Annotated in this window: 19 protein-coding genes; 7 read left to right on the forward strand and 12 right to left on the reverse strand. The window is 68.2% G+C overall.

Features of this window, described 5'->3' with window-relative positions; genetic code table 11:
* Positions 1-54: 54 nt before the first annotated feature.
* Positions 55-1,188 (reverse strand): cytochrome d ubiquinol oxidase subunit II, encoded by a 1,134-nt coding sequence (gene cydB / locus FBF36_RS05200; RefSeq protein WP_009396669.1) that lies wholly within the window; start codon positions 1,186-1,188, stop codon positions 55-57.
* A gap of 21 nt (positions 1,189-1,209) precedes the next feature.
* Positions 1,210-2,781, reverse strand: a complete 1,572-nt coding sequence (locus FBF36_RS05205; RefSeq protein ID WP_009396671.1) for a cytochrome ubiquinol oxidase subunit I — start codon at positions 2,779-2,781, stop codon at positions 1,210-1,212.
* A 611-nt stretch (positions 2,782-3,392) separates the two neighbouring features.
* Here FBF36_RS05205 and FBF36_RS05210 point away from each other — a divergent pair.
* The 5 genes from FBF36_RS05210 (at position 3,393) to proB (ending at position 10,334) form a co-directional block, all read left to right on the forward strand.
* On the forward strand, positions 3,393-6,635 hold the full coding sequence (locus FBF36_RS05210) for an Rne/Rng family ribonuclease (RefSeq protein ID WP_138137241.1): 3,243 nt from the start codon (positions 3,393-3,395) through the stop codon (positions 6,633-6,635).
* Between the two features lie 182 nt (positions 6,636-6,817).
* Entirely contained in the window at positions 6,818-7,138 is a 321-nt protein-coding gene (gene rplU, locus FBF36_RS05215; protein WP_009393422.1) for a 50S ribosomal protein L21, read from the forward strand.
* 69 nt (positions 7,139-7,207) lie between these two features.
* Positions 7,208-7,465 carry a 50S ribosomal protein L27 gene (rpmA, locus tag FBF36_RS05220; protein WP_075376472.1) on the forward strand — a complete coding sequence of 86 codons (258 nt, stop codon included), beginning with the start codon at positions 7,208-7,210 and terminating at the stop codon, positions 7,463-7,465.
* Between the two features lie 85 nt (positions 7,466-7,550).
* Positions 7,551-9,158 carry a GTPase ObgE gene (gene obgE, locus FBF36_RS05225; RefSeq protein WP_009393655.1) on the forward strand — a complete coding sequence of 536 codons (1,608 nt, stop codon included), beginning with the start codon at positions 7,551-7,553 and terminating at the stop codon, positions 9,156-9,158.
* 87 nt (positions 9,159-9,245) lie between these two features.
* The gene (proB, locus tag FBF36_RS05230; protein WP_009393654.1) at positions 9,246-10,334 is read left to right on the forward strand and encodes a glutamate 5-kinase; all 1,089 of its coding nucleotides are present in this window, start codon (positions 9,246-9,248) and stop codon (positions 10,332-10,334) included.
* A 632-nt stretch (positions 10,335-10,966) separates the two neighbouring features.
* On the opposite strand, the gene FBF36_RS05235 is transcribed toward proB, so the two are convergent.
* On the reverse strand, positions 10,967-12,121 hold the full coding sequence (locus tag FBF36_RS05235; RefSeq protein ID WP_034491092.1) for an AAA family ATPase: 1,155 nt from the start codon (positions 12,119-12,121) through the stop codon (positions 10,967-10,969).
* Positions 12,122-12,235: 114 nt separating this feature from the next.
* On the opposite strand from FBF36_RS05235, the gene FBF36_RS05240 reads away from it, so the two are divergent.
* Both FBF36_RS05240 and FBF36_RS05245 read left to right on the forward strand, forming a co-directional pair.
* A complete protein-coding gene (locus tag FBF36_RS05240; RefSeq protein ID WP_009393652.1) occupies positions 12,236-13,531 on the forward strand; it encodes a glutamate-5-semialdehyde dehydrogenase in 1,296 nt (431 codons plus the stop codon).
* Between the two features lie 194 nt (positions 13,532-13,725).
* The gene (locus FBF36_RS05245) at positions 13,726-14,235 is read left to right on the forward strand and encodes a ubiquitin carboxyl-hydrolase (protein ID WP_075376477.1); all 510 of its coding nucleotides are present in this window, start codon (positions 13,726-13,728) and stop codon (positions 14,233-14,235) included.
* 68 nt (positions 14,236-14,303) lie between these two features.
* Here the strand turns inward: FBF36_RS05245 and FBF36_RS05250 are convergent, their stop codons facing one another.
* From FBF36_RS05250 to FBF36_RS05290, 9 genes are all read right to left on the reverse strand, one after another.
* Complete coding sequence (locus tag FBF36_RS05250; RefSeq protein WP_009393645.1) at positions 14,304-14,963, reverse strand: response regulator transcription factor; 660 nt, start codon at positions 14,961-14,963, stop codon at positions 14,304-14,306.
* Positions 14,960-16,489, reverse strand: coding sequence for a sensor histidine kinase (locus FBF36_RS05255; protein ID WP_034491089.1), 1,530 nt, complete (start codon positions 16,487-16,489; stop codon positions 14,960-14,962). Before FBF36_RS05255 ends, FBF36_RS05250 begins: the two co-directional genes overlap by 4 nt.
* 74 nt (positions 16,490-16,563) lie before the next feature.
* A complete protein-coding gene (locus FBF36_RS05260; RefSeq protein WP_009393642.1) occupies positions 16,564-17,889 on the reverse strand; it encodes a UDP-glucose dehydrogenase family protein in 1,326 nt (441 codons plus the stop codon).
* Positions 17,886-18,956, reverse strand: coding sequence for a phosphotransferase (locus FBF36_RS05265; RefSeq protein WP_138137243.1), 1,071 nt, complete (start codon positions 18,954-18,956; stop codon positions 17,886-17,888). The genes FBF36_RS05260 and FBF36_RS05265 overlap by 4 nt, the downstream gene beginning before the upstream one ends.
* Before the next feature lie 32 nt (positions 18,957-18,988).
* Positions 18,989-20,209, reverse strand: a complete 1,221-nt coding sequence (locus tag FBF36_RS05270; protein ID WP_009394907.1) for a phosphotransferase — start codon at positions 20,207-20,209, stop codon at positions 18,989-18,991.
* Positions 20,206-21,981, reverse strand: a complete 1,776-nt coding sequence (locus FBF36_RS05275; protein ID WP_034491666.1) for an ABC transporter ATP-binding protein — start codon at positions 21,979-21,981, stop codon at positions 20,206-20,208. The genes FBF36_RS05270 and FBF36_RS05275 overlap by 4 nt, the downstream gene beginning before the upstream one ends.
* A gap of 50 nt (positions 21,982-22,031) precedes the next feature.
* Positions 22,032-23,201, reverse strand: a complete 1,170-nt coding sequence (locus FBF36_RS05280) for a glycosyltransferase family 4 protein (RefSeq protein ID WP_009394903.1) — start codon at positions 23,199-23,201, stop codon at positions 22,032-22,034.
* Positions 23,201-24,487 (reverse strand): glycosyltransferase, encoded by a 1,287-nt coding sequence (locus tag FBF36_RS05285; protein ID WP_009394901.1) that lies wholly within the window; start codon positions 24,485-24,487, stop codon positions 23,201-23,203. Before FBF36_RS05285 ends, FBF36_RS05280 begins: the two co-directional genes overlap by 1 nt.
* On the reverse strand, positions 24,484-25,776 hold the full coding sequence (locus FBF36_RS05290; RefSeq protein ID WP_009394900.1) for a glycosyltransferase family protein: 1,293 nt from the start codon (positions 25,774-25,776) through the stop codon (positions 24,484-24,486). The genes FBF36_RS05285 and FBF36_RS05290 overlap by 4 nt, the downstream gene beginning before the upstream one ends.
* Positions 25,777-25,869: the final 93 nt, after the last annotated feature.

Here is a 25,869-nt window from a genome sequence, read left to right on the forward strand (position 1 = left end):
AGGGGAGTAGGTCCAAGGGCCCGGAAACCCCCGGCCGATGCGTCGCGCTGATGGTCAGTACCCGAAGTGCGCCTCGGGCTGGGCGGAGTCACGCACCAGCGTGGGGTGCAGTCCGCCCTGGTCGGGGTTGATGCTCTCGACGCTGATGCGCGAGGCGAAGACCTTGTAGCTCCAGATCGTGTAGGCCAGAACCCCGGGGACGAACACCGCCGCGGCGACGGTCATGATGAGCAGGGTCGTGTCGGCGCTCGCGGCCTGCTGGATCGTCAGCGAGTAGGCCGGGTCCACCGAGGAGCGCATGACGTTGGGGGCCATCGCGGCGAAGATGAAGACGACGGCGAAGGCGATCCCCACGAAGTGCAGGGCGAAGGCCCGTCCCTCGCTCCCGGTGCGCCCCATGAGCAGGGAGCCGATGAGTCCGGCAGCGGCGATGACCAGCGGAATCCAGGACAGGGCACTGCCCGAGTAGGCCAGCTGCGCCCACAGGGCCCAGGCGGCGGTGACCGCGGTGGCCGCGGGGGCGAGCCGGCGCGACATCCGCAGCGCGCGCTGCGACAGGTCGCCAGTGGTCTTGAGCGCCACGAAGAGCGCACCATGGTTGAGGAAGAGCAGGCAAGTGACGGCGCCGCCCAGCAGGGTGAAGGGAGTCACCATGGTGAGCAGGCCGCCGGTGATCTGGTGGGCGGCACCGGGCACCAGAGAGTCGGCCGGCACCTGGGTGGCCGGGACGACGGCGCCGTTGGAGATCTGGACGACCTCGATGTGCATGCCCTGAACCAGGTTCGCGAAGGCCACGCCCCACAGGATGGAGGGCAGCCAGGCGCTGACCGTGTGGACCCAGTCCCATCGATCGCGCCAGGTCTGGGAGTTGACCTTGGGGCGCCACTCGATGGCGCACACACGCACGATGAGGCACAGCAGAATGACGAACAGAACGATGTAGGCCCCCGAGAACAGGGTGGAGTACCACTCGGGGAAGGCGGCGAAGGTCGCCCCGCCGGCGGTCAGCAGCCACACCTCGTTACCGTCCCAGTGGGGGCCGATGGTGGACAGCGTCGCGCGCCGCTCGCGCTCATCGCGGCCCAGGATCTTCAGAATCATGCCGACGCCGAAGTCGAAGCCCTCCAGGGTGAGGTAGCCGATCCACAGGACGGCGATGAGGATGAACCAGAGGATGCTCAGTGTCATGGGTTTTCTACCTTCCTCGGCTCAGTAGGCGAAGGACAGGGCCGGAGCGGCCTCGGAGGAGTCAACGGAGTCGTCGTCGCCGGAGTCCGTGTCCTGGCTGTCCTGGCTGTCCTGGTCCGTCTGCTTGGACTTGCCGGTCTTGTCCGGCACCGGGGTGCGCACCCCTTCACGGATGTACCGGCGCAGCAGCACGAACCAGACCACTCCGAGCGCGGCGTACAGCAGGGTGAAGATGACCATGGAGGCCAGCACCGTGCCCGAGGAGACCACGGAGGAGACGCCGTCGGCCGTGAGCATGTAGACCTGGGAGACCGGGTCGGACAGGTTGGGGACGATGACCCAGGGCTGACGGCCCATCTCACGGAAGATCCAGCCGAAGGAGCAGGCGATGAAGGGCAGCCACATGGTGGCCAGCGCCGCCTTGCCCAGAATCGGGCGGGAGATGAGCCTGTCGGAGCGGGTCAGCCACAGGGCCAGGAACCCCAGGCCCATCGAGGCCATGCCCAGTCCGATCATGAGGCGGAAGGACCAGAAGTTGACCATGACATTGGGGCTGTAGTCGACGGCGTTGCCGCGCGCATCTGTGGTGCCGTACTGCTTCGTGTAGGTGTCGCCGGCCTCCTTGAGTCCGGTGAGCTCGGCGTTGAAGTCATTGGTGGCCATGAAGGAGTAGACACCGGGAACCGAGATGAACCGGACCATGCCGTCCTCGTTCTTGCAGTCCCCGAAGGCGGCCAAGGTGAAAGGGGCTCCGGTCTCGTTGTGGCACAGACCCTCGGCGGCGGCCATCTTGGCCGGCTGGTACTCGGCGACCAGCTGACCCTGCATGTGGCCGGTGCCGGCGGTCACCAGGCCTGCGGCCACCATGGTGATGGCCCCGAAACGGGCGACCCGTCGCCACAGCTCACGGGCCTCGAAGTCCTGCTTCGCCTGGGCGGCCTTGACCATCCACCACACGGAGACGCCCATGACGACGGCGGCGGCCACCAGCAGGGCTGAGGAAACGACGTGCAGCACGGTGGCCCACACCAGCTCGTTGGACAGGAGCTTGAGGAAGCCGCTCACGCCGTCGAGCTCGGCGCGCCCCGTCTTGGGGTTGACGACGGCGCCCACCGGGTGCTGCATCCAGGAGTTGGCGGTGAGGATGAAGAAGGCGGAGAAGTTCGTTCCAGCTGCCACGGCCCACATGCACAGGTTGTGCAGCCTGGGCGACAGGCGGTCCCATCCGAAGATCCACAGGCCCAGGAAGACGGACTCCATGAAGAAGGCCAGCAGGGCCTCGAAGGCGAGGGGGGCGCCGAAGATGTTGCCGACGAATCTCGAGTACTCCGACCAGTTCATGCCGAACTGGAACTCCTGAACGATGCCGGTAGCGACACCCAGTGCGAAGTTGATCAGCAGAATCTTGCCGAAGAACTTGGTAGCCACCAGCCACTGCTTGTTGCCGGTCCTGCGCCACAGCGTCTCCATGAGAGCCACCAGCGGGGACAGCCCGATGGTCAGCGGAACCAGGATGAAGTGGTAGACGGTGGTGATACCGAACTGCCAGCGCGCCAGATCCAGAGAGTCCAGCGCCATAGGAGAGATGGCCATCCGTGCCACCTTTCGGAGATGATGATGAGATCAATAGGAGGTCCTGTAGAACGTCCTACAGGTCAATAGGAGTATTATAGAACATCTGTGACGCGATGTCGTGAAATGCGTGGGAGGCAAAGGTATTGCTGTGTGCGGCACTTCCGGATTTTTCTGCGTGCACCATCGTCGGTGAGGTGTCGCTTTAACGGGCGAGTGTTGAAGGTGTAACGACCTCAAGGTGAGGCCGAAAGTCCGTGACAAGTGGGTGATGGTGCCGTGTGTCTGACTGAAGTGTGGACGATCGCTGGGTGCGTGATGAGATCAACGTGCAGAGAGATCGGGGACACCATGAGTCGCACGAGCGCTTATCGGCGTTTGTGTGGGATACTTCGAGCCGGCTTCGGGTGCCTCGTACCGGTACCGGGAGCCACGCCTTCCGACCGACCCTGTCCGAGGACCTTGCGCCGCCTGAGCTGCGCCGCTGCGAGCCCGGTCCGTGTGGACGAGAGGCAAGGCGTGCGCCCTCACGGGCGCGCTCAAGACTTTCTCGCTGCTCCCGCTGGGGAGCACAACCGCGCTGGCGCGTCGAGGGTACGACGACGGCGTCAGCCCCGGAGAGTGCAAGCCCCATGGCACGTCGCACCACATCAGAATCAACAGAATCGTACGAGCAGGAACACGGTGACGCCGTGAGCGCCCCGGCTCCGCGCCGCCGCCGTAGGGTCACCGCAGCCGCGGCCGCCCCCGCCCAGGCCCCCGTTGCCGAGCAGCCCGCTTCGGTGGGGGCGTCGGATGCCGCCGCCTCCGGGCCCGAAGAGCCCGGCGCGCAGCAGTCCTCGCAGGCCCCGGCCGTCGAGTCGGTCCCGTCTCGTCGTCGACGGAAGGCCGTCGCGGCCTCCGCCGCCCCCGAGACGGCTCCGGTCGCTGAGCCCCGTGCCGCTATCGAGGCGGACGAGCCTGGCGAACCGCAGTCGACGGAGGGCGGGCCGAGCGCCGACGCCCTGCAGGAAGATGCTGGGGAGCGGATCGGGGTCGACGAGAGCGGCGGCGAGGAATCCGGCATGCCACGGGAGGACGACGAGCTCACTGGGGCGGACATGGATGAGGAGGACCTCGAGACCCCCCGCCTTCCCGCCGCCTCACTCCTGTTCCAGGCCCCCGATCCCAGCCGGGCCCGTCGTCGCCGGCGGGTCACCGCGGCGACCGCCGCGCCCCAGGAGGCGCCGACCGCCTCGCGCCACCAGGGCGCCAAGGACTGGGCGGATGAGGAGGACGCTGACGCTCGGACTGGCGCCGGTAGAAGGGATGAGGGTGCCGAGGCCGAGTCGCCCCGAGCCGACCGGAGCGGTGGTCGCGGTCGTCGTCGCCGGCGGGCGATCGCCGACACTGGGGCTCCGCAGGAGGCCCGCGGGGACTCCACGCTTGATGAGTCCGACACCGAGGATGTCGATGGCTCAGAGGCCGGCAGCGTCGACGGAGCCGAGGGAGCCGACGGGGCCCGGGCCGATTCGTCGGATGACGCCCGTGAGGGCGGGGCTCGTCGCAAGCGCCGCCGTGGTGGGCGCGGTCGGCGCTCGCGCTCGCGAGGCGGAGACTCGGCGCGCAACGACTCCGACGATGAGTCGCAGGCCGAGGAGGAGGGAGGTACCGATGCGGCGCCCTCGGCGCGCGATGCCTCCACTGACATCGCTGTTGAGTCCTCCACCAGCACCGTGTCCGGATCGCGCCGTCGGCGGCGTCGTTCCCGTACCCGCTCGGACAGTGGCGACCTGCGTGATGAGGTGACCGCCCTCAAGGGGTCGACCCGCCTGGAGGCCAAGCGCCAGCGTCGCCGCGAGGGGAGGGCGGCCGGACGCCGTCGCCCCATCGTCACCGAGGCCGAGTTCCTGGCCCGCCGCGAGTCCGTGGACCGGCAGATGATCGTGCGCGAGTCCGACGGCCTCAACCAGATCGCCGTCCTGGAGGACGGGCTCCTCGTGGAGCACTACGTCTCCCGGCACACGCAGACCTCCATGGTCGGCAACGTCTACGTCGGTCGGGTTCAGAACGTCCTGCCCTCCATGGAGGCCGCTTTCGTCGACCTGGGCAAGGGACGCAACGCCGTGCTCTACGCCGGCGAGGTCAACTGGGACGCCGCCGGCCTGGAGGGCAGGCCCCGTCGCATCGAGGACGCACTCTCCAGCGGCGACACCGTCCTGGTCCAGGTCACCAAGGACCCCATCGGTCACAAAGGTGCTCGCCTCACCAGCCAGATCACCCTGGCGGGCCGTTACCTGGTCCTCGTCCCCGGGGGCACCATGACGGGGATCTCGCGCAAGCTGCCGGATACCGAGCGCAGCCGCCTGAAGAAGATCCTCAAGCGGATCGTGCCCGACTCTGCCGGAGTCATCGTGCGCACCGCCGCGGAGGGGGCCACACAGGAGCAGCTGACCGCCGACGTCGAGCGACTGGTGAACCAGTGGGAGGCCATCGACAAGAAGGCGTCCTCCATCATGAAGGGCAGCGGCAAGGCCCCCGTCCTGCTCAAGGGGGAGCCGGAGCTCGCCGTGAGGGTCATCCGAGACGTCTTCAACGAGGACTTCCGCAAGCTCGTCGTCTCCGGCGACAACACCTGGTCCACGATCTCCCAGTACATCGACGATGTCAGCCCGGATCTGTCCGAGCGCCTCGAGCACTGGGTCGGTCCTGAGGACGTCTTCACCGCTCATCGCGTCGACGAGCAGCTGGCCAAGGGCTTCGATCGCAAGGTCTGGCTTCCCAGCGGCGGCACCCTGGTCATCGACCGCACCGAGGCGATGACGGTCATCGACGTCAACACCGGGCGCTTCACCGGTGCGGGAGGCACGCTGGAGGAGACCGTCACCCGCAACAACCTGGAGGCCGCCGAGGAGATCGTCCGTCAGCTGCGTCTGCGTGACATCGGCGGCATGGTCGTCATCGATTTCGTCGACATGGTTCTGGAGTCCAACCGGGACCTCGTGCTGCGCCGGCTCGTGGAGTGCCTGGGACGCGACCGGACGCGCCACCAGGTCACCGAGGTGACCTCGCTCGGCCTGGTCCAGATGACCCGCAAGCGGGTGGGGCAGGGCCTGGTCGAGGCCTTCTCCACCACCTGTGAGCACTGCAAGGGCCGGGGCTTCATCGTCCACGATGAGCCCGTGGAGAACCAGCAGGTCGACATGTCGGCCTCAGCCTCACGCGGTGGTGGGCGCTCGCGCGGACGCAAGAACCGTGAGGAGCAGGCTGCTGCCGGCGGCGGTAGGAAGGAGGCCAAGAAGGACTCCCAGGAGACCAAGGGCTCCAAGAGCTCCGGCCACGGCAAGGGGTCCGCAGGGCGCGACGTCGCCGGATCGCCCGAGTCCGGGGCTGATGATGAGGCCCGGGCGGCGGTGCGTGGCGCCCTGGCCCAGATCGCGGCCGCCGCCGAGCAGGCGCACAACGCCCAGATCGAAGGGCAGGGCTCCCATGAGCGGCAGGGGGACGCTGAGGGCTCGGCCACGGGCGTGAGCGGCAGTGTCAATGACGTGGTGGAGACTGAGGGACCTGCCAGCGGCCAAGACGCTCAGGTCCCCCCGGTCGAGGACGAGCCGGTCAAGACCCGGTCAAGGAAGGCGACTGAGAAGAAGTCGTCCAAGAAGGCCGTTGAGAAGAGCGGAGACAAGGCCGATAAGAAGCCTGAGAAGAAGGCCGGTGGGAAGCCTGAGAAGAAGACCGCCAAGAAGTCTGAGGGTCCTGCTGAGCCGCAGCCCGACGAGGCGCCTTCGGAGCCGGCGGGGGAGAAGCCCGCAAGAAGAACGAGGAGACGGGCCACTGCGAAGAGCACCGCACCCTCGCCGGAGAATTCTTCAGACACCCCGGAGGCATCGGCCTGACGAGAGCTCCAGCTCCGTGCCCAAGAACACAGGAGGCGGGACGGACCGGAGGTTGGTGCTGGCGACATGATCGCCTAGAGTTATCTGCCGGTGCTTCTTGCGCCATTGCCCAGACAGGGCCCTCCCGGCGAGGCCGTTCAAGGTCCCGCAGCGCGTGAGAGCCTTTCGAAGAATCTACAGAGATGAGCATTCAAGTGGTCTACGCGATCGTCAAGGCCGGCGGCCGTCAGGAGAAGGTCTCCGTCGGCGACGTCGTGGTTGTCGACAAGCTTGCTGGTGAGATCGGCGACGAGGTCGCCCTCGCCCCCGTCATGCTGGTGGACGGCGACAAGGTGACCACCTCTGCCGCCGATCTGGCCAAGTCCTCCGTCACCGCCGAGATCGTCGGCGACGAGAAGGGCCCCAAGATCAACATCCTCAAGTTCAAGAACAAGACCGGCTTCCGCAAGCGCCAGGGCCACCGCGCTCAGCTGACGGCCGTCAAGGTCACCGCCATCAAGTGACCGCCCCGGCGTCAGCCAGTACGCGGGCATCCTGAACGCACACGCTCGAGAAGAAAGAAGCCTTCAACCATGGCACACAAGAAGGGTCTTGGTTCCTCCCGTAACGGTCGCGACTCCAACGCGCAGCGCCTCGGCGTCAAGCGCTTCGGCGGCCAGGTCGTCAAGGCCGGCGAGATCATCGTCCGCCAGCGCGGCACCCACTTCCACCCGGGCCGCAACGTCGGTCGTGGCAACGACGACACCCTGTTCGCCACCGCTGCCGGTAACGTCGAGTTCGGTACCTTCCGCGGTCGCCGGGTCGTCAACGTCGTGCTCCCCGAGGCCTGAGCCCCGAGCACATCACACGTCGAGAGAGGGCGGACGGCACCTGCCGTCCGCCCTCTCGCGCTATCCCGGACTCACAGGAGACCCCATGCCCAGCTTCATTGACCGAGTGGTCCTCCACGTGGCCGGCGGCGACGGCGGCAACGGCTGCACGTCCGTGCACCGTGAGAAGTTCAAGCCCCTGGCCGGGCCCGACGGCGGTGACGGCGGTCATGGCGGCGACGTCGTCCTGACCGTTGACCCCCGGGTGACGACCCTGCTGAGCTACCACCGCTCCCCGCACCAGCGGGCCGGGAACGGTACCCCCGGCATGGGGGACTGGCGCCGCGGTACCGACGGCAAGGACCTCGTCCTGCCCGTTCCCGAGGGCACCGTCGTCAAGGACTCACGCGGTCAGGTCATCGCCGACCTCGTGGGGGAGGGCACCAACGTCGTCGTCGCCGAGGGCGGTACCGGTGGGCGCGGCAACTTCTCCCTGGCCTCCTCCAAGCGCAAGGCCCCCGGCTTCCACCTCCTGGGAGAGCCCGGGCAGGCCGGGGACATCACCCTGGAGCTCAAGACCATCGCCGACGTGGCCCTGGTGGGTTACCCCAGTGCCGGGAAGTCCTCCCTCATCGCCGCCATGAGCGCCGCACGCCCCAAGATCGCCGACTACCCCTTCACGACCCTCGTGCCCAACCTCGGAGTCGTCGAGGCAGGCGACGTCCGCTACACGATCGCCGACGTCCCCGGCCTCATCCCCGGCGCCTCCCAGGGCAAGGGACTGGGACTGGACTTCCTGCGGCACATTGAGCGCTGCGCCGTCATCGTCCACGTCCTGGACTGCGCCACCCTTGAGCCGGGTCGCGACCCCCTGTCCGACCTGGACACCATCGAGGCCGAGCTCGCCGCCTACTCCGAGCGCCTCGGCGAGCAGGAGGACGATCCCGCCCTCACCGGCCGGGTCCCGCTCATGGAGCGCCCCCGCATCGTGGTGCTCAACAAGGTTGACGTTCCCGACGCCGCCGAGCTCGCCGAGTTCGTGCGTGCCGACGTCGAGGCCCGGGGACTGCCCGTCCACCTCATCTCAGCGGTCGCGCACACGGGGCTGCGACCCCTGTCCTTCGCCCTGGCCGGCGAGGTCGAGCGGGCCCGCGAGATGGCTCCGGCGGCTGTCCAGCGCGATGGTGAGTCCGGTGGGACCGACGGCTCTGGCGAGCCGCGCCCCATCATCCGGCCAGCGGCGGTCGGACGCCGGGAGAAGGAACCTGTCGCCCGGGTACGTCCGCTGGACCATCCCAGTGAGGGGCAGGTCTACCAGGTCCGCGGTCAGCGACCCGAGCGCTGGGTGCTTCAGACCGACTTCTCCAATGACGAGGCCGTCGGCTACCTCGCCGACCGCCTGGCTGCGGCCGGGGTCGAGGATGAGCTCGTCAAGGCCGGTGCCCACGCCGGCGACACCGTCCTCATCGGGGAGGTCGACGGGGGAGTGCTCTTCACCTGGGAGCCCTCGATGGCCACCGGCCCCGAGCTGCTGGGTGCCCGAGGCACCGACCTGCGCCTGGAGAGCAGTCGACGCCGGACCAACGTGGAGCGGCGCAGCCAGTACCACGAGATGATGGATGCCAAGGAGGCCGCGCGCCAGCAGCTGCGTGACGAGGCCGCCGAGGGCCTGTGGACCGACGCCGCCTCCTGGCACGGGGACGACGAGGACTGACAGGAGGGAGCAGTGACTCCAGCAGCGATCGGTACCGGCTCCGCCCACGGGCAGGAGCGCCCAGAACGGCTGCCCGCCGGGGCCCGCGTGGTGGTCAAGGTCGGCTCCTCGTCCCTGACGCGCGCCGACGGCGGGCTCGATCTCAACCGCATCGACATCCTCGCCGGCCTCATCGCAGGCATGCGGCGTCGTGGTCACGACGTCGTCCTGGTCTCCTCCGGGGCCGTCGCCTCGGGCCTGGTGCCCCTGGGGCTGAGCCGGCGCCCCGACGAGCTCAGTCTCCTGCAGGCGGCCGCCTCCGTGGGGCAGGGGCGGCTCGCCGCCCGCTGGGAGACCGCGATGAGCGCCTACGGGCTGGTGACCGCCCAGGTCCTCCTGACCGCCCACGACGTCGCCATCCGCAGCCACTACCGCACGGTGCGAGCCACCTTCGACTCCCTGCTCTCACTGGGAGCCGTCCCCATCATCAACGAGAACGACGCGGTGGCCACCAGTGAGTTCAGCCTCGGCGACAACGACCGCCTGGCCGCCCTCGTGGCCCACCTGGTGACCGCCGATGTCCTCGTGCTGCTCACCGACGTCGACGGACTGTGGACTGCGCGCCCCGGGACCCCCGGCGCCACGCCCATCCGTCACGTGCGCTCCTCAGCGGAGCTGGAGGGGGTCAGCGTCTCCGGGCGCGGCTCCTTCGTGGGAACCGGCGGCATGACCACCAAGCTCCAGGCCGCCACCATCGCCTGCGCCTCGGGCACCACCACCCTCATCGCCCGGGCCGACGACGCCGCCGGGCTCCTGGGCCAGGAACGGGTTCCCACCGAACTGGGCACCTGGTTCGAGCCCACCGGGCCTCACCGCCCCAGCCGCCGGTTGTGGATGGCCCACGCCTCCCAGCCCGAAGGGCGTGTTCTCATCGATGCCGGGGCGGCCCGGGCCCTGACCATGGGGAAGAAGTCGCTCCTGCTGCCCGGCCTGACCGGTGTCGACGGCGACTTCGAGTCGGGCTCCGTGGTCGACGTCGTCGGCCCCGAGGGCGTCCTGGCCCGGGGGATATGCCGCTACGCCGCCGCCGAGCTGCGCGAGGTCCTGGCTGCCCGGGCCGAGGGCACCCCTGCCCCCGATCACGTGGCTCCCGTCATCCACCGCGACGATCTCGCCGAGCTGCCCCGCATCGCCTGAGTCTAAGACAGTTCTTGTTCTACCGCGTTAATAGAAATGAACGCAGCTCCTCTAAACGTGCGAGAGCACGATGGAGACGTGGGCTGTTCTGAGCCGCTGTTCGAACATCCCAGTACTTCTCTGCAAAATCATTAATTCTCGGGGCGTATAGGGGGCCTGTGGTTCCGTCAGGGCGGACTACATCATTGCGAATATTTACACTACGTGATTTTATGCACAGAGAAAGAAGGTGTCGTTTAGCGTGCGTTAAAGTTTCCGTGTCGGCGGGTATCTTGTTTACGGGAACTTTAAAGTACTGAGAAAACGATTGAGCGTCAGCCGTAAGCCACCCCTCGCTCATGGGATGTACTATGCGAAGAAGGAATGCTGGATTTGGTGGCGTCGATGACATAAGTTTTCTGTACAGTTCGACTGGACATGCTGTATCGGAATCGCGGAAAACTACCCAAGGATTCCATGGTCCGGTCTTTGCTAGTTTAGGGACCAGTTTGTCGACGTTGCCCGAGCCGCTTTTCGACAGGGCTTGCTGGATGCGTAGACCGGAATGGCTGACTATTTTTTTAGCCATCTCCTGGTCTGAGGCGCCCTCAAATACTATGCTGACGTAGGGAGTGCTCATGTTCATGAAACCTTCATCGGCTGGAGGAGTCGATGAGGCCCTGCAATTCGTGTGGTGCAATGAGTTGGTGGATGACGTCCGAGGTGGGCAGTCCAAGCTCAATGTTGTCCATAGGGTGATCGAGATCTGAGAGGAGGTCGGCGGCTGTGCCATCGTCAGTCACCCTTAGAATAAGTATCTCTTTCGGGCTGATCCCTTCTTCGTCGAGCAGTTCGGGGGCATGGGTGGATAAAACAATCTGAAGGTCGTTGGAGCGCTGTGCTGTGGCGAACATTGAAGGCAGAACCTTGACGATGGCTGAGTTAAGTGATAATTCGGGCTCCTCTAAGAGAAGAACGCCGGCGTTGCTCGGTGCCTTGATGATGGTCCAGAGAAGGCCGATAAGTCGTAAGGTTCCGTCGGAGAAATCCGTTTCATACTGAGTTGAGGAGGTGGAACGCCAGTTCCTGTAGCCGGCTTTGAGGTGCGGGGTGCCTGAAGGGTCCACTTCGATCTCAAGAGACTCGAACTCGGGGACGGCTGCTTGTAGAGCTCGTTGCATCCGCCTCATCCGTGCGTCCCTTGTGCGTTTGGGGGTGGCGTTCATCTGGGCGATGAAGTCCCTCCCGAAAGGGTCTTGGGGTGTGGCGTTGATTCGCCCTGGATCTCGAATGATCTGTGGAACTAAATGAAAATACTGGACTTTGCTGAAGTAGTCCGCTATGTCGCGGAAATCCTGGTTTGCTGCGATCTGCTCAAGGTGTGTTTGTGTGAGACGCTCTTTATCTGACTCATCCATTGAGTCGGGGCGCTTAAGGATTGTCTTCCCGTTTTGTTCGACAAGTTCTTGGTCGACGATTGGTCGATTGAGGCCCCCCGATTCCCCCTTGATGGATAAGCGGTACCTCCAGGATGTATCACCGTCGATAAGATCGACGTCAATGATGAGCCTTCCTTTCCGAAAATTCCGGGAGAACAGGCTGCGTACTTTGCTGAGGCCGCCTCGGCTGGAAATTGCGCTGGCGAGACCTCCTCCGGGTGCGGCAACTTCTCCTAGGAATCGGAAGAGATCGAGTAGGTTGGATTTTCCGGCAGCGTTGGGGCCGACGATGAAAAGTCTGCGTTCAAGGTTGAAGTCTATTGTTTTAAAGTTTTGCCAGTTGTTGGCGGAAATGTGGGTTATCTTCACGGAAGATTTGCTCCCATCGAGTGAACACTGTCTACAAGGGCCTAAGTAGTCTATCGCTTCAACTTCGTTTTTGCTAGATTGTGCTAGATTGCTTTCTTCTCCTATGGTGTCCCCATGAACGACGTCGACGCCCACGAGCTCGTCACCGCAACCGCCCGCTCAGCCCGTGCGGCGCAACGGAGCCTGGCCAGGGCCCCGCGCGCCGTCAAGGATGCCGCCCTGGAGGCCATGGCCCGCGGTCTCACCGATCACGGCGAAGCGATCCTCGCGGCCAACGCCACCGACCTGGAGCGCGGACGCCAGGCAGGAATGAAGGCCGGTCTCCTCGACCGCCTGGCCCTGGACCCCGGCCGCCTGTCGGCCATCGCCGACTCCCTGCACGAGGTGGCCGCCCTGCCCGACCCCGTGGGCCAGGTCGTTGACGGCTCGGTCATGCCCAACGGGCTGCGAGTGCGTCGGGTGCGGGTGCCACTGGGCGTCGTCGGCATGATCTACGAGGCCCGTCCCAACGTCACCGTCGACACCGCCGCCCTCGCCGTCAAGTCCGGCAACGCCATCGTCCTGCGCGGGGGCAGTGCCGCCCAGGACTCCAACGCCGCCATCGTAGCGGCCCTGCGCAGCGCCCTGGAGGGACAGGCACTGCCAGCAGACCTTGTGACGAGCGTCGATGCCGCCGGTCGGGACGGTGCCCGCGCCCTCATGCGCGCCCACGGCCTGGTCGACGCCCTGGTGCCGCGTGGCGGGGCCGGACTCATCCGCACCGTCGTCGAGCAGTCCACCGTCCCTGTCATCGAGACCGGATCGGGAAACTGCCACGTCTACGTCGACGCCAGCGCCGACCTCGAGACAGCGGTGGACATCATCGTCAACGCCAAGACCCAGCGCGTCGGCGTGTGCAACGCCGCCGAGACGCTCCTGGTCCATGCCGACGTCGCCGCCGCCTACCTTCCGGCCGCCGCCCGCGCCCTGTGGGACAAGGACACCGTCCTGCACGTCGACTCCACTGCTCACCGGATCCTGACCGAGGCGGCGACGTCCGATGGGCGTGATGACCTCCTGACCGAGGCCACCGAGGCCGACTGGGACACCGAGTACGGCTCGCTGGACCTGGCCGTGCGCGTCGTCGGGAGCCTGGAAGAGGCCATCGACCACATCCGCGCCCACACCACCGGGCACACCGAGGCGGTCCTCGCCCAGGACGTGAGTGTCATCAACCGCTTCATCGCCAGCATGGACTCGGCGGCCGTCATGGTCAACGCCTCAACCCGCTTCACCGATGGCGGACAGCTGGGGCTCGGGGCGGAGCTGGGCATCTCCACCCAGAAGCTTCACGCCCGCGGTCCCATGGGCTTGAGCGAGCTGACGACGACGACCTGGATCGTCGAGGGCGACGGCCACATCCGCCCCTGAGTCGCCGCACCTATGAGCGACGCCGGGACGCCCAGGAGTCGTGCTGATTCTGACAAGCTTGTGGATCAATTCTGTGACTCCCCAGTGCTATGGTCCGATGTTTCGTCATCTCATTCGTGTTACGGTCGACGAAAGTCGGGTGGGTCCAGGAGGGCCTCCAGGAGGGCCAAGGCCAGGGAGAAGGGGGCACTGGAGTGGCGAGTCTGCTACATCGTTTCGGTCGCGGTCGCGTCGTTGCCACCGCGGTCGTCGTGGTGACAGCGGGCCTCCTGCTCACGGTCACCCGCATGGTGTTCTCCCACCCCGCCGAGTCCGCGAAGGAACCGGGAATCGTCCTGACGGCAACCCCACGGGTCACGTCCTCCCAGTCCTCGACCACGGCGACGCCGAGCCGCAGCGCAGGCGGTGCCAGCAGTACCCAGCACGAGCCAGACAGCTCCGAAGCGGGATCCGCAGCCTCATCGGGCTCCTCGACGCAGGGCCATGTGCCTCAGGCTGTGGACCCCGACCCGCCTGTCGCTGTCGACCATGGCGATCGTCAACCGGCGCCGGCCGTCCCTGCTGCCCCGGCCGGCCCCGCCGCTCCGGCCGCTACCGGACGGTCCGATGACTTCCACACTGAGGTCGACGCTGATGACGACAGGAAGCCGGCGAACAACGGCCTAAGAGAAGCCGATGACGACGACCGCGACATCGATGACTGAATGGACGACCGACGAGATGGCTGACACCGTGGTCACGGGCCGGTTCCCGGCGACGCAGGCGTTGCGGATCAGGTGAGTCGGTAACCCATGCCGCGCACGGTCTCCACCCGCTGCCTGCCCAGCTTGTTGCGCAGGTAGGAGACGTAGACCTCCACCACGTTGGAACCGGGGTCGAAGTCCAGCCCCCATACGGAGCTCAGGAGCTGCTCGCGGCTGAGGACCTGACCGGGGTGGCGCATGAAGGCCTCGGCCAGCGCGAACTCCCTGGCCGAGAGCTCCACGGTTCGTCCCTCCAACGTCAGGGTCCGGGTGCGCAGGTCCAGAACCATGTCGCGGTGGGTCAGCCGCATCTGGTCGGGGCCGGTGGTATCCGGGCGCAGCCGTACCCGAATACGCGCCAGGAGCTCCTCGAAGGAGAAGGGCTTGGGCATGTAGTCGTCGGCACCGCCCTCCAGACCGGCGACGCGGTCGGCCACCGAGGAACGCGCGGTGAGCATGATGACCGGTACTCCCACTCCTTGGCCGCGCAGCTGCTGGAGCACCTCGAAGCCATCGATATCGGGCAGGCCCACATCCAGGATGATGAGGTCGAAGCTCTCCTGGACCGCGAGGGCCACGGCCTGCCTGCCTGCGGCGGTGGTGTGCGTGGTGAAGCCGGCCGCCTTGAGCCCCTTGGTGAGGAAGGCGACGATGCGGGGCTCGTCCTCAACGATGAGGATGCTGCTCATGGTGAGTGACTCCTTTGGGAGGCTGTCGGAGGCTGATCAGGGCTTGACGCCCCGGCAGGTGCGAGGGCACCGCCTCGGGAGGAGGACTGCGGAATGGAGGTCTTCAGAGGGACCACCATGGTGAATACCGAGCCTCGGCCCACCTCAGAGCGTATGTCCAGTCGTCCGCCGTGCGCTGCGACGATCGTCTCGACGATGCTGAGCCCCAGTCCTGTTCCTGAGGCGATCTCCTGAGCCCCGGTGGTGCGTTTGAACCGTTGGCGCACCAGGTCGATGTCCTCAGGGGCGATCCCGATGCCCTCGTCTCGCACCCACATCAGCAGGTGGCCGTCGCGAACGGCCGAACCCAGGGACACGGTGCTGCAGTGCTCGGAGTACTTCACCGCGTTGGCCACCAGCTGGAGCCAGGCCTGGGTGACTCGAGTGGGGTCGATCATGGCCCGGGTGAAGGCCGTCGACTCCATCTTCCAGCGGCGCTCGCCCAGGGCCAGGGACTTGTCGAAGACCAGCTCGGTCAGCTCGGCGACATCAGTGTCCAACGGTGTGACGAAGTCGCTCTGGATGCTCTTGGCCAGCAGGATCAAGTCGCCCACGAGCATCCCCATCCGGTCGAGCTCGTCCATGGCCAGCAGCTGGGTCTGGCGTACGTCCTCGGGGTCTGCCGGGTCGGTGAGCTCGAGGTGCCCGCGGACCACGGCGATCGGGGTGCGCAGCTCGTGGCCGACGTCGTCGAGCAGGTTGCGCTGGGCCTCCACCGAGGTCTGGACCCGGTCGAGCATCCGGTTGACGGCCGCGGCCAGGGCCGTCAGATCGTCCCGGCCCTTGACCGGCACCCGGGTGGTCAGGTCGTCCTCGCCGATGGACTCGGTGGCACGGCGCAGCTGCTCGATGGGGCGAAGGAGCCGCTCGACGGCGAACCAGGCCAGACCTGTCACCAGGGCGACGGTGAACACGGCCGCCGCTGCGTAGAAGGCCATGGTGCGTCGGAGCTGGGACTCGGCGACCTTGAGGTCGATGACGTGCACGAGCGCGCCGTGCTGGGACCCGCCCTGCAGCGGGACGATGAGGACCCGGTAGTTCGATGCGGGGGTGCGCACCGTCTCGATGACGGACTCCGAGGCGGCGGCCTGGGATGTCACCCGTGTGAGCAGCTCCTTGTCCTCCTCGGGGCGGAAGGAGACATTGTCCGAGGAGACCCAGGTCAGCTCCATGCCGGCGTCGGTGCCCACGAAGCCGAGCTCGGCCTCACCGCGCCCTTCGGCGGTGCGCTGGATATGGGTGCGAAGAACCGCGGAGACGTCCTCCAGGGGCCGACCGCTGGAGGGGTCCTGCCGTTCGGTGGCCAGCTGGCGGATCCGGTCACGGCTGTGCTCGAGCCGGTTGGTGGCATCGGCCGACACGCTGGAGAGCCCCAGTGCCCACACGATCGCCCCACACATGACCAGAGCGATGCTGGCCACCAGCACGATCGCCCACATGACACGAGTGCCGATGGTGACGGTACGAGTGGGCAGCGGTGAGGTCACGTCGCCATTGTGCCCGGATCCGCCGGGCTCCGCCCGATGGATCCGGGCACGGGCGGAGCCGGAGACTGCCCGACTCAGCGCCCTACTCCCGCGTAGGTCCACCCGGCCTCGCGCCAGGCCACCGGGTCCAGCGCGTTACGTCCGTCAATGATGACGCGCTCGGCGACGCCATCGGCGGCATCGGCGGGATCGAGCGCCACGAACTGGTCCCACTCGGTCAGCAGCAGGACGAGCTCGGCTCCCCTGAGCGCGGCGCGGGGGTCGTCCTCCAAGGTGAGGTGGGGGTGGGAGCGGGCCACGACGGGCAGGGCCTGCGGGTCGCAGACCGTGACCTCCGCCCCGAGGTCGGCCAGACGGGAGGCGACATCCAGGGCGGGCGAGTCGCGCACGTCGTCACTCAGCGGCTTGAAGGCCGCCCCCAGGATGGTGATCGACCGACCGGACAGCTCACCGCCCACGTGGGTGCGGGCCAGCTCGACGATCCGGTCGCGCTGCTCACGGTTGATGGAGTCGACCCGGCTCAGCAGGTCCGCCAGGTGCACGGCGCCGTGAAGGTCGGCACTGGCCTGCAGCGCCCGGATGTCCTTGGGAAGGCAGCCTCCGCCGAAGCCGACGCCGGCCTGGAGGAAGCGCCTGCCGATGCGCGGGTCGTGGCCGATGGCGTCGGCCAGGACTGTGACGTCGGCCCCGGCCGTGTCACACAGGTGGGCCATGGCGTTGATGAAGCTGATCTTGGTGGCCAGGAAGGAGTTCGCCGCGGTCTTGACCAGCTCGGCGGTGGGGTAGTCGGTGACGATCCTGGGGATGCCCTCCTCCAGCAGGTCCTGGTAGACGGCGTCGAGCGCGGTCTGGGCCTCCTGGGCGTCACGGGGATCGGCGGGAACCCCGTAGACGATGCGGTCGGGGTGGAGGGTGTCGGCCACGGCGAAGCCCTCGCGCAGGAACTCGGGGTTCCACAGCACCAGGGCACGGCCTGCCAGGCGCTCGGCCACCTGCTGGGCGGTGCCCACCGGAACGGTCGACTTGCCCACCACCAGGCTGCGCCCGCCCTCGGGCAGGGCGTCGTGAAGCATGTCGACCACGCTCCACAGCTGGCTCAGGTCGGCCTCCCCGCCGGTGGCGGACTGCGGGGTCCCCACAGCGATGAAGTGGACGTCGGCCTCGGCCAGCTCGGCCGGTGTCGGCGTTGAGGTGAAGCGCAGGTCGCCCTGCTGAGCCCCTGTGACCAGCAGCTCGGGCAGCCCCGGCTCATAGAAGGGGGCGCGGCCCTGAGCGAGGGCCTCGACCTGCTCGGGACGGGTGTCGATCCCCAGGACGTGGTGTCCCAGGTGGGCCATGGCGGCGGCGTGGACGGCACCGAGGTATCCACAGCCGATGACGGTGAGCTTGAGAGGGGTCATGAGTTGTTCCAATCGTTGGTGAGGTCCAGGGGCATGAAGGGGGAGGCGTCCCCCAGGCAGTGGCGCACCCAGACGGGCAGCCAGTGGTGGGCAGCGGGACGGAAGGCGTGGACGAAGACGAGCCGCAGTGCCGAGGATCGGTAGTAGGTCTCCAGACGTTGCGCCGTCATGGGCAGCGTGCGGGCCAGGTCATCGAGCAGTCCGCGGACCCGGGCGTGAGTCTCAGGGCCGAGCCGGCCGCGAACTGCCATGAGATCCGCGTGGGCCCAGAGGTTGCCCAGATCGAGGGCCGCCTCAGCCATGGCCGCGGTATCCAGGTCGAGCAGGGACAGGTCGGTCCCGTCCCACAGGAGCTGGCCGTCGTGGAGGTCGCGGTGGGTGATGACGTGCACCCCGCTGCCCTCCCTCAGGCTCAGGCAGGTGTCCACCACCTGCTCGTGCAGAAGATCCTGCTGGTCGATGACGCCGTAGCGTTGGGCGGAGGCGAGCCAACGTCGCAGCACCTCGGCCTCCTGACGCGGCCCGTGGAGGGGCAGGTCCGCCTCGCCGTCGCCCAGGCGCGACCAGGAGTCCCTGAGTCGCTGCCACCCGGGCAGGCCGGCGTCACCGAGCTCGTCGAGGCTGCGGCCGGGCAGCAGCTCGAGGTCGACGACATCGTCTCCGTTGCCCAGGACCCTGGGGGTGCGCAGGCCGGTGACCCGCAGCACCGAGGCGGCGGTCGTGTGCGCCCGCACCAGGGAGGCGGCCTTGTGGGGCCGCACGATCTTGCGGACTCGGGAGGCCTCCATCACGACGGCGCGGCGGCCGGCGCGGTGGACGACGAGCGCCCCGGTCAGCTGCCCGGACAGGGCCGGCAGGGCCGGCAGGGCCGGGTCCTCGGCGTAGGGCAGCAGGTCGGGGGTGCTCCCGACGGTGACGTGCCCGGCACGTAGACGGCTCTGGCCATCGACGCACTCGATGCTCACGCTCGCGGTGCGCGAGTCCCGGTTGCCGGGCCAGGCCCGGCGCAGCCCGGGGATGGCGCGCAGAGTGCTCAGCATGTCCGTCATCTCCGTTGTCTGTGTCATCTCAGTCATTCGTGTCGTACTCGTCGCGTCCGTCATGCCCAGGTGGTCTCCGTCTCAGGGGACCGGGCGATGCGCTCGATGGCGGCCAGCTCGGCGCCGATGCGCTCACGCCAGGACGGGTGGGCACGGCGCAGGGGATCGGCCAGTCGCGCCAGCCTCGACAGTGCGATCGCCGTCCCCAGCTCCTCGCCGCCCGGCACCGGCCGGTGCGCGGCGTAACCCTCCAGCAGGGCACGCCCCTGAGACGGCGGCGCGACCGCCAGGTAGGAGCCCAGATCCGTCGCCGCCGGTGCCAGGCGCACCCGGTCGAAGTCGGTCAACCAGACCCGCCCGGTCGAGTGCTCGTAGAGCACCTGATCGGGGGAGGCGTCGCCGTGGGTGAGAACCGGTGACCCCAGGATCCGGGCGGGCAGCATGTCGCCCGCCGCCCGTACCCGGCGCGCCAGCTCAGGGGCCAGGACGTCGAGCTGACGGGCATGGACCTCAGCCAGCTCCCGAGCAGTGGGATGCTGATGCGGCAGCCGGTCGACGAGCTCCGGAGGCAGCAGCCCGGCGCAGGAGTGCAGCTCGGCCATCAGGGCCCCCACGCGACTGGTGGCCTCCGTGGGGCCCTGAGCGGTGGCCGGACCATCAGCGTTGTCCGCGTAGAGGTCGGCCAGGTTGGTGTCCCCGCACCACTGCTGAATGCTGACGCGGCCCTCGCACCCGGCCACGGCCTGCGAGTCGAGGAACCGGGGGACCGGGAGGAGCCCGGACAGGAGGCGGTGGACGTCGTCGGACGGCCCTCCGGCACCGGTCCGCAACCGCAGGACCGCTGAGCCGTCTCGCAGGATCAGGCGCCGTGAGGGGTTGTATCGCAGCACGTCCCGGGCGTCCCAGGCGCTGAGCACTCCCAGCCCCATCGCCTGGGCGAGAGGCTCGGCGAGCTTGGGGTCGGTGAGAACCTCACCGCACTGCAGCAGCAGAACGTCATCCAGGGTGCGGGTGACGGGGGGCTGCGCCAGCCCCAGCGAGGCGGCCAGGCCCTCGGCCTGAACGGCCTTGGAGTGCGAGACCGGCCAGAGCAGACGTGCCCAGCCCGCTGTGAGCCCGGTGCTCCGCTCCGTCAGGGACACCAGGACAGACACCCCCGGCTTGACGCGCAGCCTGTCGGCCCGCACCGGGAGCTCGAGGAGCTCACTGAGCCGGTCGGCGTCGAGCACCATGGCGACGGCGTCGGCCGTGGTCGTTGCGCTGATGGTCGAAGACGTCACGATCCGCTCCCCGCCAGGGCGAAGGAATCGGTCAGGTGACTGCTCGCCCACCGACGGAAGTCGGCCGAGGACTCCATGAGGTCCTCAGGACTGCCCTCCAAGCGGATCCGCCCGTCCTGGATCCACACCACCCGGTCGGCACGCATGGCGGCCTGCGGGTCGTGGGTGACGGTCAGAGTCGTGCGCCCGGCCACCAGCTCATCGATCGCCTCGAGCACCGCCGACGTCGAGGCCGGGTCCAGCCCAGTGGTCGCCTCATCCAGGATGATGATCGGCGAGTCCCGCAGCAGCGCCCGAGCGATGGCGATGCGCTGACGCTGGCCGCCGGAGAGGGTGCCGCCCCGCTCGCCCACGGCCGTGTCGTAGCCGTCGGGCATCTGAGTGATGAAGTCGTGGGCGTGGGCGGCGCGCGCGGCCGCCTCCACCTCCTCATCGGAGGCATCGGGCCGCCCCAGCCGGATGTTCTCCCGGATCGTGCCGGTCAGCAGCACCGCCTCCTGGTGCAGGACCGAGGCCTGCGAGCGCAGGAAGCGCAGATCCAGTTCGTCCAGGCTGTGCCCGTCGAGACTCACCGTGCCGGACGTCGGATCCAGGGCCCGAACCACCAGGGACACCAGGGTTGACTTGCCTGAGCCCGACGGCCCCACGAGAGCCACGTGCTCGCCGGGGACCACCGTCAGGTTCACTCCGTGCAGCACCTCGCGGCCCTCGTAGGCGGCATGCACGTGGTCGAAGTGGACCATGCCGTGAACCGTGTCCAGCACGGTGGCGTTATTGGGGGAGACGATCTCGGGCTTGACCGCCATGAGGTCGGCCACCCGCTCTCCCGAGGCCGTCGCCCGGGCGATGCGGCCGGTGTACTTGGCCATGTCCCGAAGCGGCTTCATGGTGGTGCGCAGGTAGGTCGTGAAGAGCACCAGGTCTCCCGGGGACATGGCGCCGTTCAGGACCCGGATGCCCCCGCCGACCATGACCACTGCGGTGGCCACGCCGACGATGACGTCCGTGGAGCGCTCCAGGCGCGCGGCGATACGGCGCGAGCGCACCCCCTCACTGAGCGACACCGTGTTGGCGCCCGTGAAACGCTCGTGCAGCAGCGGCTCCAGACCGTAGGCCTGGACCACCTTGATGGCGCCGAGCGCCTCCTGGGCGGTGTTGGCCAGGTTCCCCTCCGACTTGCGGCTGCGCAACGAGGCCGCGGAGATCCGCCGTGAGTTGCCCGAGGACGCGAGCAGGAAGGCTACCACCGCCAGAAGCACGATCATGGCCAGCAACGGGTCCAGGAACACCATGACCACGACCATGACCAGCAGGGTCAAGGTGTTGGCGGCCATCGGCAGGCCGGCGGTGACAGCCACCTCCTGCATGCGGTTGACGTCCGCGATGAGCCGCTGAACCGTGTCCGCGCTGCGGTTGCGGGCATGGAACTGCTGGGACAGGCCCTGAACGTGGTGGAAGGCCCGGCTGCGCAGGGAGGCCGCCGTCCGTGAGCCCACCAGGGCGAAGGCCACGGTGGCCAGGTAGTTGCACACCGCCCGGCCGGCCACGATCACCAGCAGGGCGACACCGAGCCCCACCAACGAGGAGACCGTGGCGGGGGAACTGCCCGTGTGTCGGCCCAGAGCCGCCACCAACGAGTCGATGGCGATCTTCAGTGGCCAGGGCTCGAGCACCCGGAAGACCACCTCCGCCAGGAGCACCACCGTGCCTCCGGCCATGAGACGCCACTGCGGTGCGGCATCAGGACCCACCAGCCGCAGGGTCTGCCGCATGGGGGAGTGGCGCATCCGACTGCATCCGTGACGGCGTGGAAGCGAGCCCATCACCGCCCACCCCCCTGAGGCACGCCGGCCAGCTCCAGGATCCGGGTGACGACCCGCCGCCAGGAGTGGCGCTCCTCGGCCAGGAGACGGCCGTTGCGCCCCATCCGGGCCCGCCGCTGGGGCGAGGCCGCCAGATCATCCAGGGCCGCGGCCAGCGCCGTGGGGTCCGAGGGCGTCACGAGCACACCATGGAGCTGCGAGCCCTCCTCAAGCAGCTGGGGGATCTGCCCGACGTCGGAGGCCACGACCGCCAGACCCGCGGCCAGGTACTCCAGGACCTTCATGGGGGAGAAGTACTGCTGCTCGCGACCTCCCAGATCCGGATAAGGGGCCACCCCGATCGCCGAACCCGCCATGTGGGCGGGGATCTCCTCAGGAGAGACCGCCCCCCGGAAGTCCGCCTCCACCCCCAGGCGCTCGGCCTGAGCCCGGAGCGTTTCCATCTCAGGGCCGTCCCCGATGATCCGCAGGCTCCACTGCTGACGCGCCAGGGACGCTGCCGTGATGAGGTCGGCCACCCCGTGCCACGGCTTGAGCGTCCCCACGAAGGTGACGACCACCCGCTCGGGGTCCGCCGGCTGAGGCTGGATACGGCGCACACTCACACCGTTGGGAACCGTGTGGATCCTGTCGGCGACAGCGTCGGCATCCGGCACGTCGGCGGTATGACGACGAACCCAGTCGGCCACCGGGTCCGAGACGCACACCGTGGCCCGAGCGGCCCCGACCTGACGGCGCAGCGCCTGCTCGGCACCGGAGGCGTCCACCAGTGAGCGGTGACGACGCTGCTCGTCGATCAACGGAGCATTGACCTCCAGGACCCCCGGTACTCCGGTGGCCGCCGTGATGTCGGCCAGCGCCGTGGAGAACAGGGAGTAGCGCTCATAGACCAGGTCGGCGCCGTCGGCGACCACCCGTGAGGCGATCCTCTGCGCGGCACGCACCTGAGCCTGCTCCCGCTCAGCGGGAGCGACATCGGAGACCGTCTCCAGGTGCAGCTCGAGGTCGGTCAGGTCGGCGGGGACGTGCTCACCCGAGCGCAGGGCGTAGAGCACCACCTCGTGGCCGGCGGCCCGCAGCTCGCGAACGACCTCCTGGATGTGCACCGAGGCGCCCTTGGTCCCGAACACCGGGATGCCCGGGTCGCAGCAGATGTAGGCGATCCGCATCAGGCGGCTCCTTCCTGGTCGGCCAGGTACATGCTGGGGGCGGGGACGGGACCCGACTGCCAGGCTGACAGGACCTCGGCCTGGGCTCGGGAGTCGAAGTGCTCCTCGATCAGCGCCCGCGCCCCACGGGACAGCGAGACGGTGTCGACCTCGCCCAGCGCGATCCCGCGCAGGGCCACGGCCAGGGAGGCCGGGTCGCCCGGGGGCAGAAGGAGCCCGGTGACGCCGTCGTGAACCACCTCCGGCAGGCCTGAGACCGCCGTGGCCACGACCGGCGTCCCGCAGGCCATCGCCTCCAGGATCACCGTGGGCAGACCATCGATGTTGCCGTCGGCCGCCTCGATGCAGGGAGCCACGAACACGTCCGAGCGCGCCAGCAGATCGCGCACCTCCGCCTGCGTGAGCGGACCCAGCAGACGGATCCTGCCGGCCAGCCCCAGGCGGTCGATCTGCTCCGTCAGGCGCTCACGCTCGTCACCGTCACCGGCCAGCTCCGCCTCGACGTCGACACCCGAGCTCACCAGGATCCTCACCGCCTCGACCAGGTCGGCGAAGCCCTTCTTGGGCACCAGCCGACCCACAGCGCACACCCGCAGCGGTTCGGCCCTCTTGGCGGACACCTGCTTCGGGGCGCGGTAGGAGAAGCGATCCAGCTCCAGGGCGTTGTAGCGCAGCGACACAGTGGCGCCCGTGCCCGCCAGCGCTGTTCCCAGGTAGTCCTCGTTGTAACGGCTGATGGCGATGACCCGCTGCGCGTCGGTGCAGATCCGGCGCAGCCACTTCGGGTCCACCGACTCGTGGAAGATGTCCTTGGCGTGAGTGGTCACGGTGTAGGGGATACCGGTCAGGGCCGAGGCGATCCACGTGACCCGCCCCGCCAGGGACGCGAAGTGCGCGTGCAGGTGGGTGATGGAGTCTCGGCGCGCCTGGCGCGCCAGCTCCACGCCCTGAGCCACCTCGTCACCGGGGAGCTCGGCCAGCACCGGCATGATGGCGGCGAAGCGCTCGCGGTCCTCCTGGCGGGTCAGGCCGTTGGTGAGCTGGTTCCACAGGTCGATGGCCCGCTGCGGCCGGCCCACCCAGTTGACCCGGGCGGCGACCCTGGCGATCTCGGGGTGGAAGCGCGCATCCGTGGTGGGGCGCAGCGCATAGATGCTCAGGTCCTCACCCTGGGCCTCACGGGCCAGGATCTCGGTGACGATGAAGGTCTCCGAGAAGCGGGGGTAGACCTTCAGGACGTATCCGATACGGGGACCGCCCTGGGGGGTGTCGAGTGAGGGATTCATGCGGGGATCTCCATCCTGGTGAGGCTGGCGTCGTGGCTGTTGAGATGACTGAGGCGGGTGGTGGGGCCGTCGCTCCGGTCGCCAATGAGCTCGGCGGCGAGCACAGGGACGGTCGCCAGACCGTCCAGGCGCAGACGACGTCGCCCCATCAGGTGGTTGCGGGCGGTGTCCTGATCACGCAGCAGCTCGGTGAGCCGGTTCTCCAGCGCCGCGGCACTCAGATCCGTGACTCTCAGGAGATCGACGGCTCCGGCCTCCTTCAGGGCGGTGGCCCGGATGAACTGCTCAAGGCGAGGCGTCTCGCGCGGGACGAGGAGAGCCGGGGTGTCGGAGGCGAGGATCTCGCTGACCGTGTTGTACCCGGCCATCGAGATGACCGCCGCGGCCTGCTGGATGTGGCGACTCATTCCCGGCCAGGACCGGCGCACGACGGTGCGGGGACCGGCCGCCTGAGCGACCTGGTGGAACAGGGCGGCATCGAGCTGCGGGCCGGTGACCACGACATGCCGGTAGCCGTCAGGGACGCGTGCCTTCGCGGCGGCCCGCAGCAGGGTGATGCCGTCGGAGCCGCCGCCGGCGGTCGTCAGGATGAAGGGCTCCGGATCGAGGGCGTTACCTGCCAGCGCGGTTGAGGCCTCGGAGCCGTCCCTGGTCTCGGCGATATCGCGACCGTGGGCGAGGTAGCCGGTGTAGCGCATCCGCTCCTCCAGTGCGGTCGGGGCCTCACCGGTGGCACTCAGGTCGTGGACCGCGGCGTCCCCGTAGACCCAGACCTCGTCGATGAGCCGGCGTAGCGTGTCGGTGTCGCCGAGCTCATCCCACTCCCGCTGCACGGTTGCCGGGGTGTCCAGGACCTCGCGCAGGCCGAGCACCACACGCGCGGCGGGGTGAGCCCGGCGCAGGTGCGTCAGGGGCTCGCGCAGCTCCTGGTGCACCCCGTAGGGATGCCGATCGATGATGAGCAGATCCGGGGCGAAGGTGCTCAGGACGCCGGACAGCAGGGCACCCCGGATCAGGCTCAGGTCCTCACGGGTGATGCGCAGCCGCTGTGGCAGGTAGGTGCCCCCGGACTTCTTGACTCCTGGCAGCACCAACCAGTCGAAACCGTCAGGAAGGCGGTAGTCCTGCCCCGGAGCCAGGCCGGTGATGACCAAACCAGTGACGTCATGACCGGTGAGCCCCGGCAGTGCCCGGGCCAGGTGATGGGCCAGAGCGAGGTTGCGGCGAAGGTGGCCCAACCCCTTGGCGTCGTGGCTGTAGAGGGCCACACGTAGGGGAACGGTCGTCATGATCGTCTCTTCTCCTGGTGTCAGTTGTGGATCGTTCTGAAACGATCCTGACCGGTCAGGAGAAGATGACGATTAAGGACGGATGAGAAAGCT

It is taken from the genome of Actinomyces sp. oral taxon 171 str. F0337 (assembly GCF_005696555.1).
In the GTDB taxonomy this organism is placed as follows: domain Bacteria; phylum Actinomycetota; class Actinomycetes; order Actinomycetales; family Actinomycetaceae; genus Actinomyces; species Actinomyces oris_E.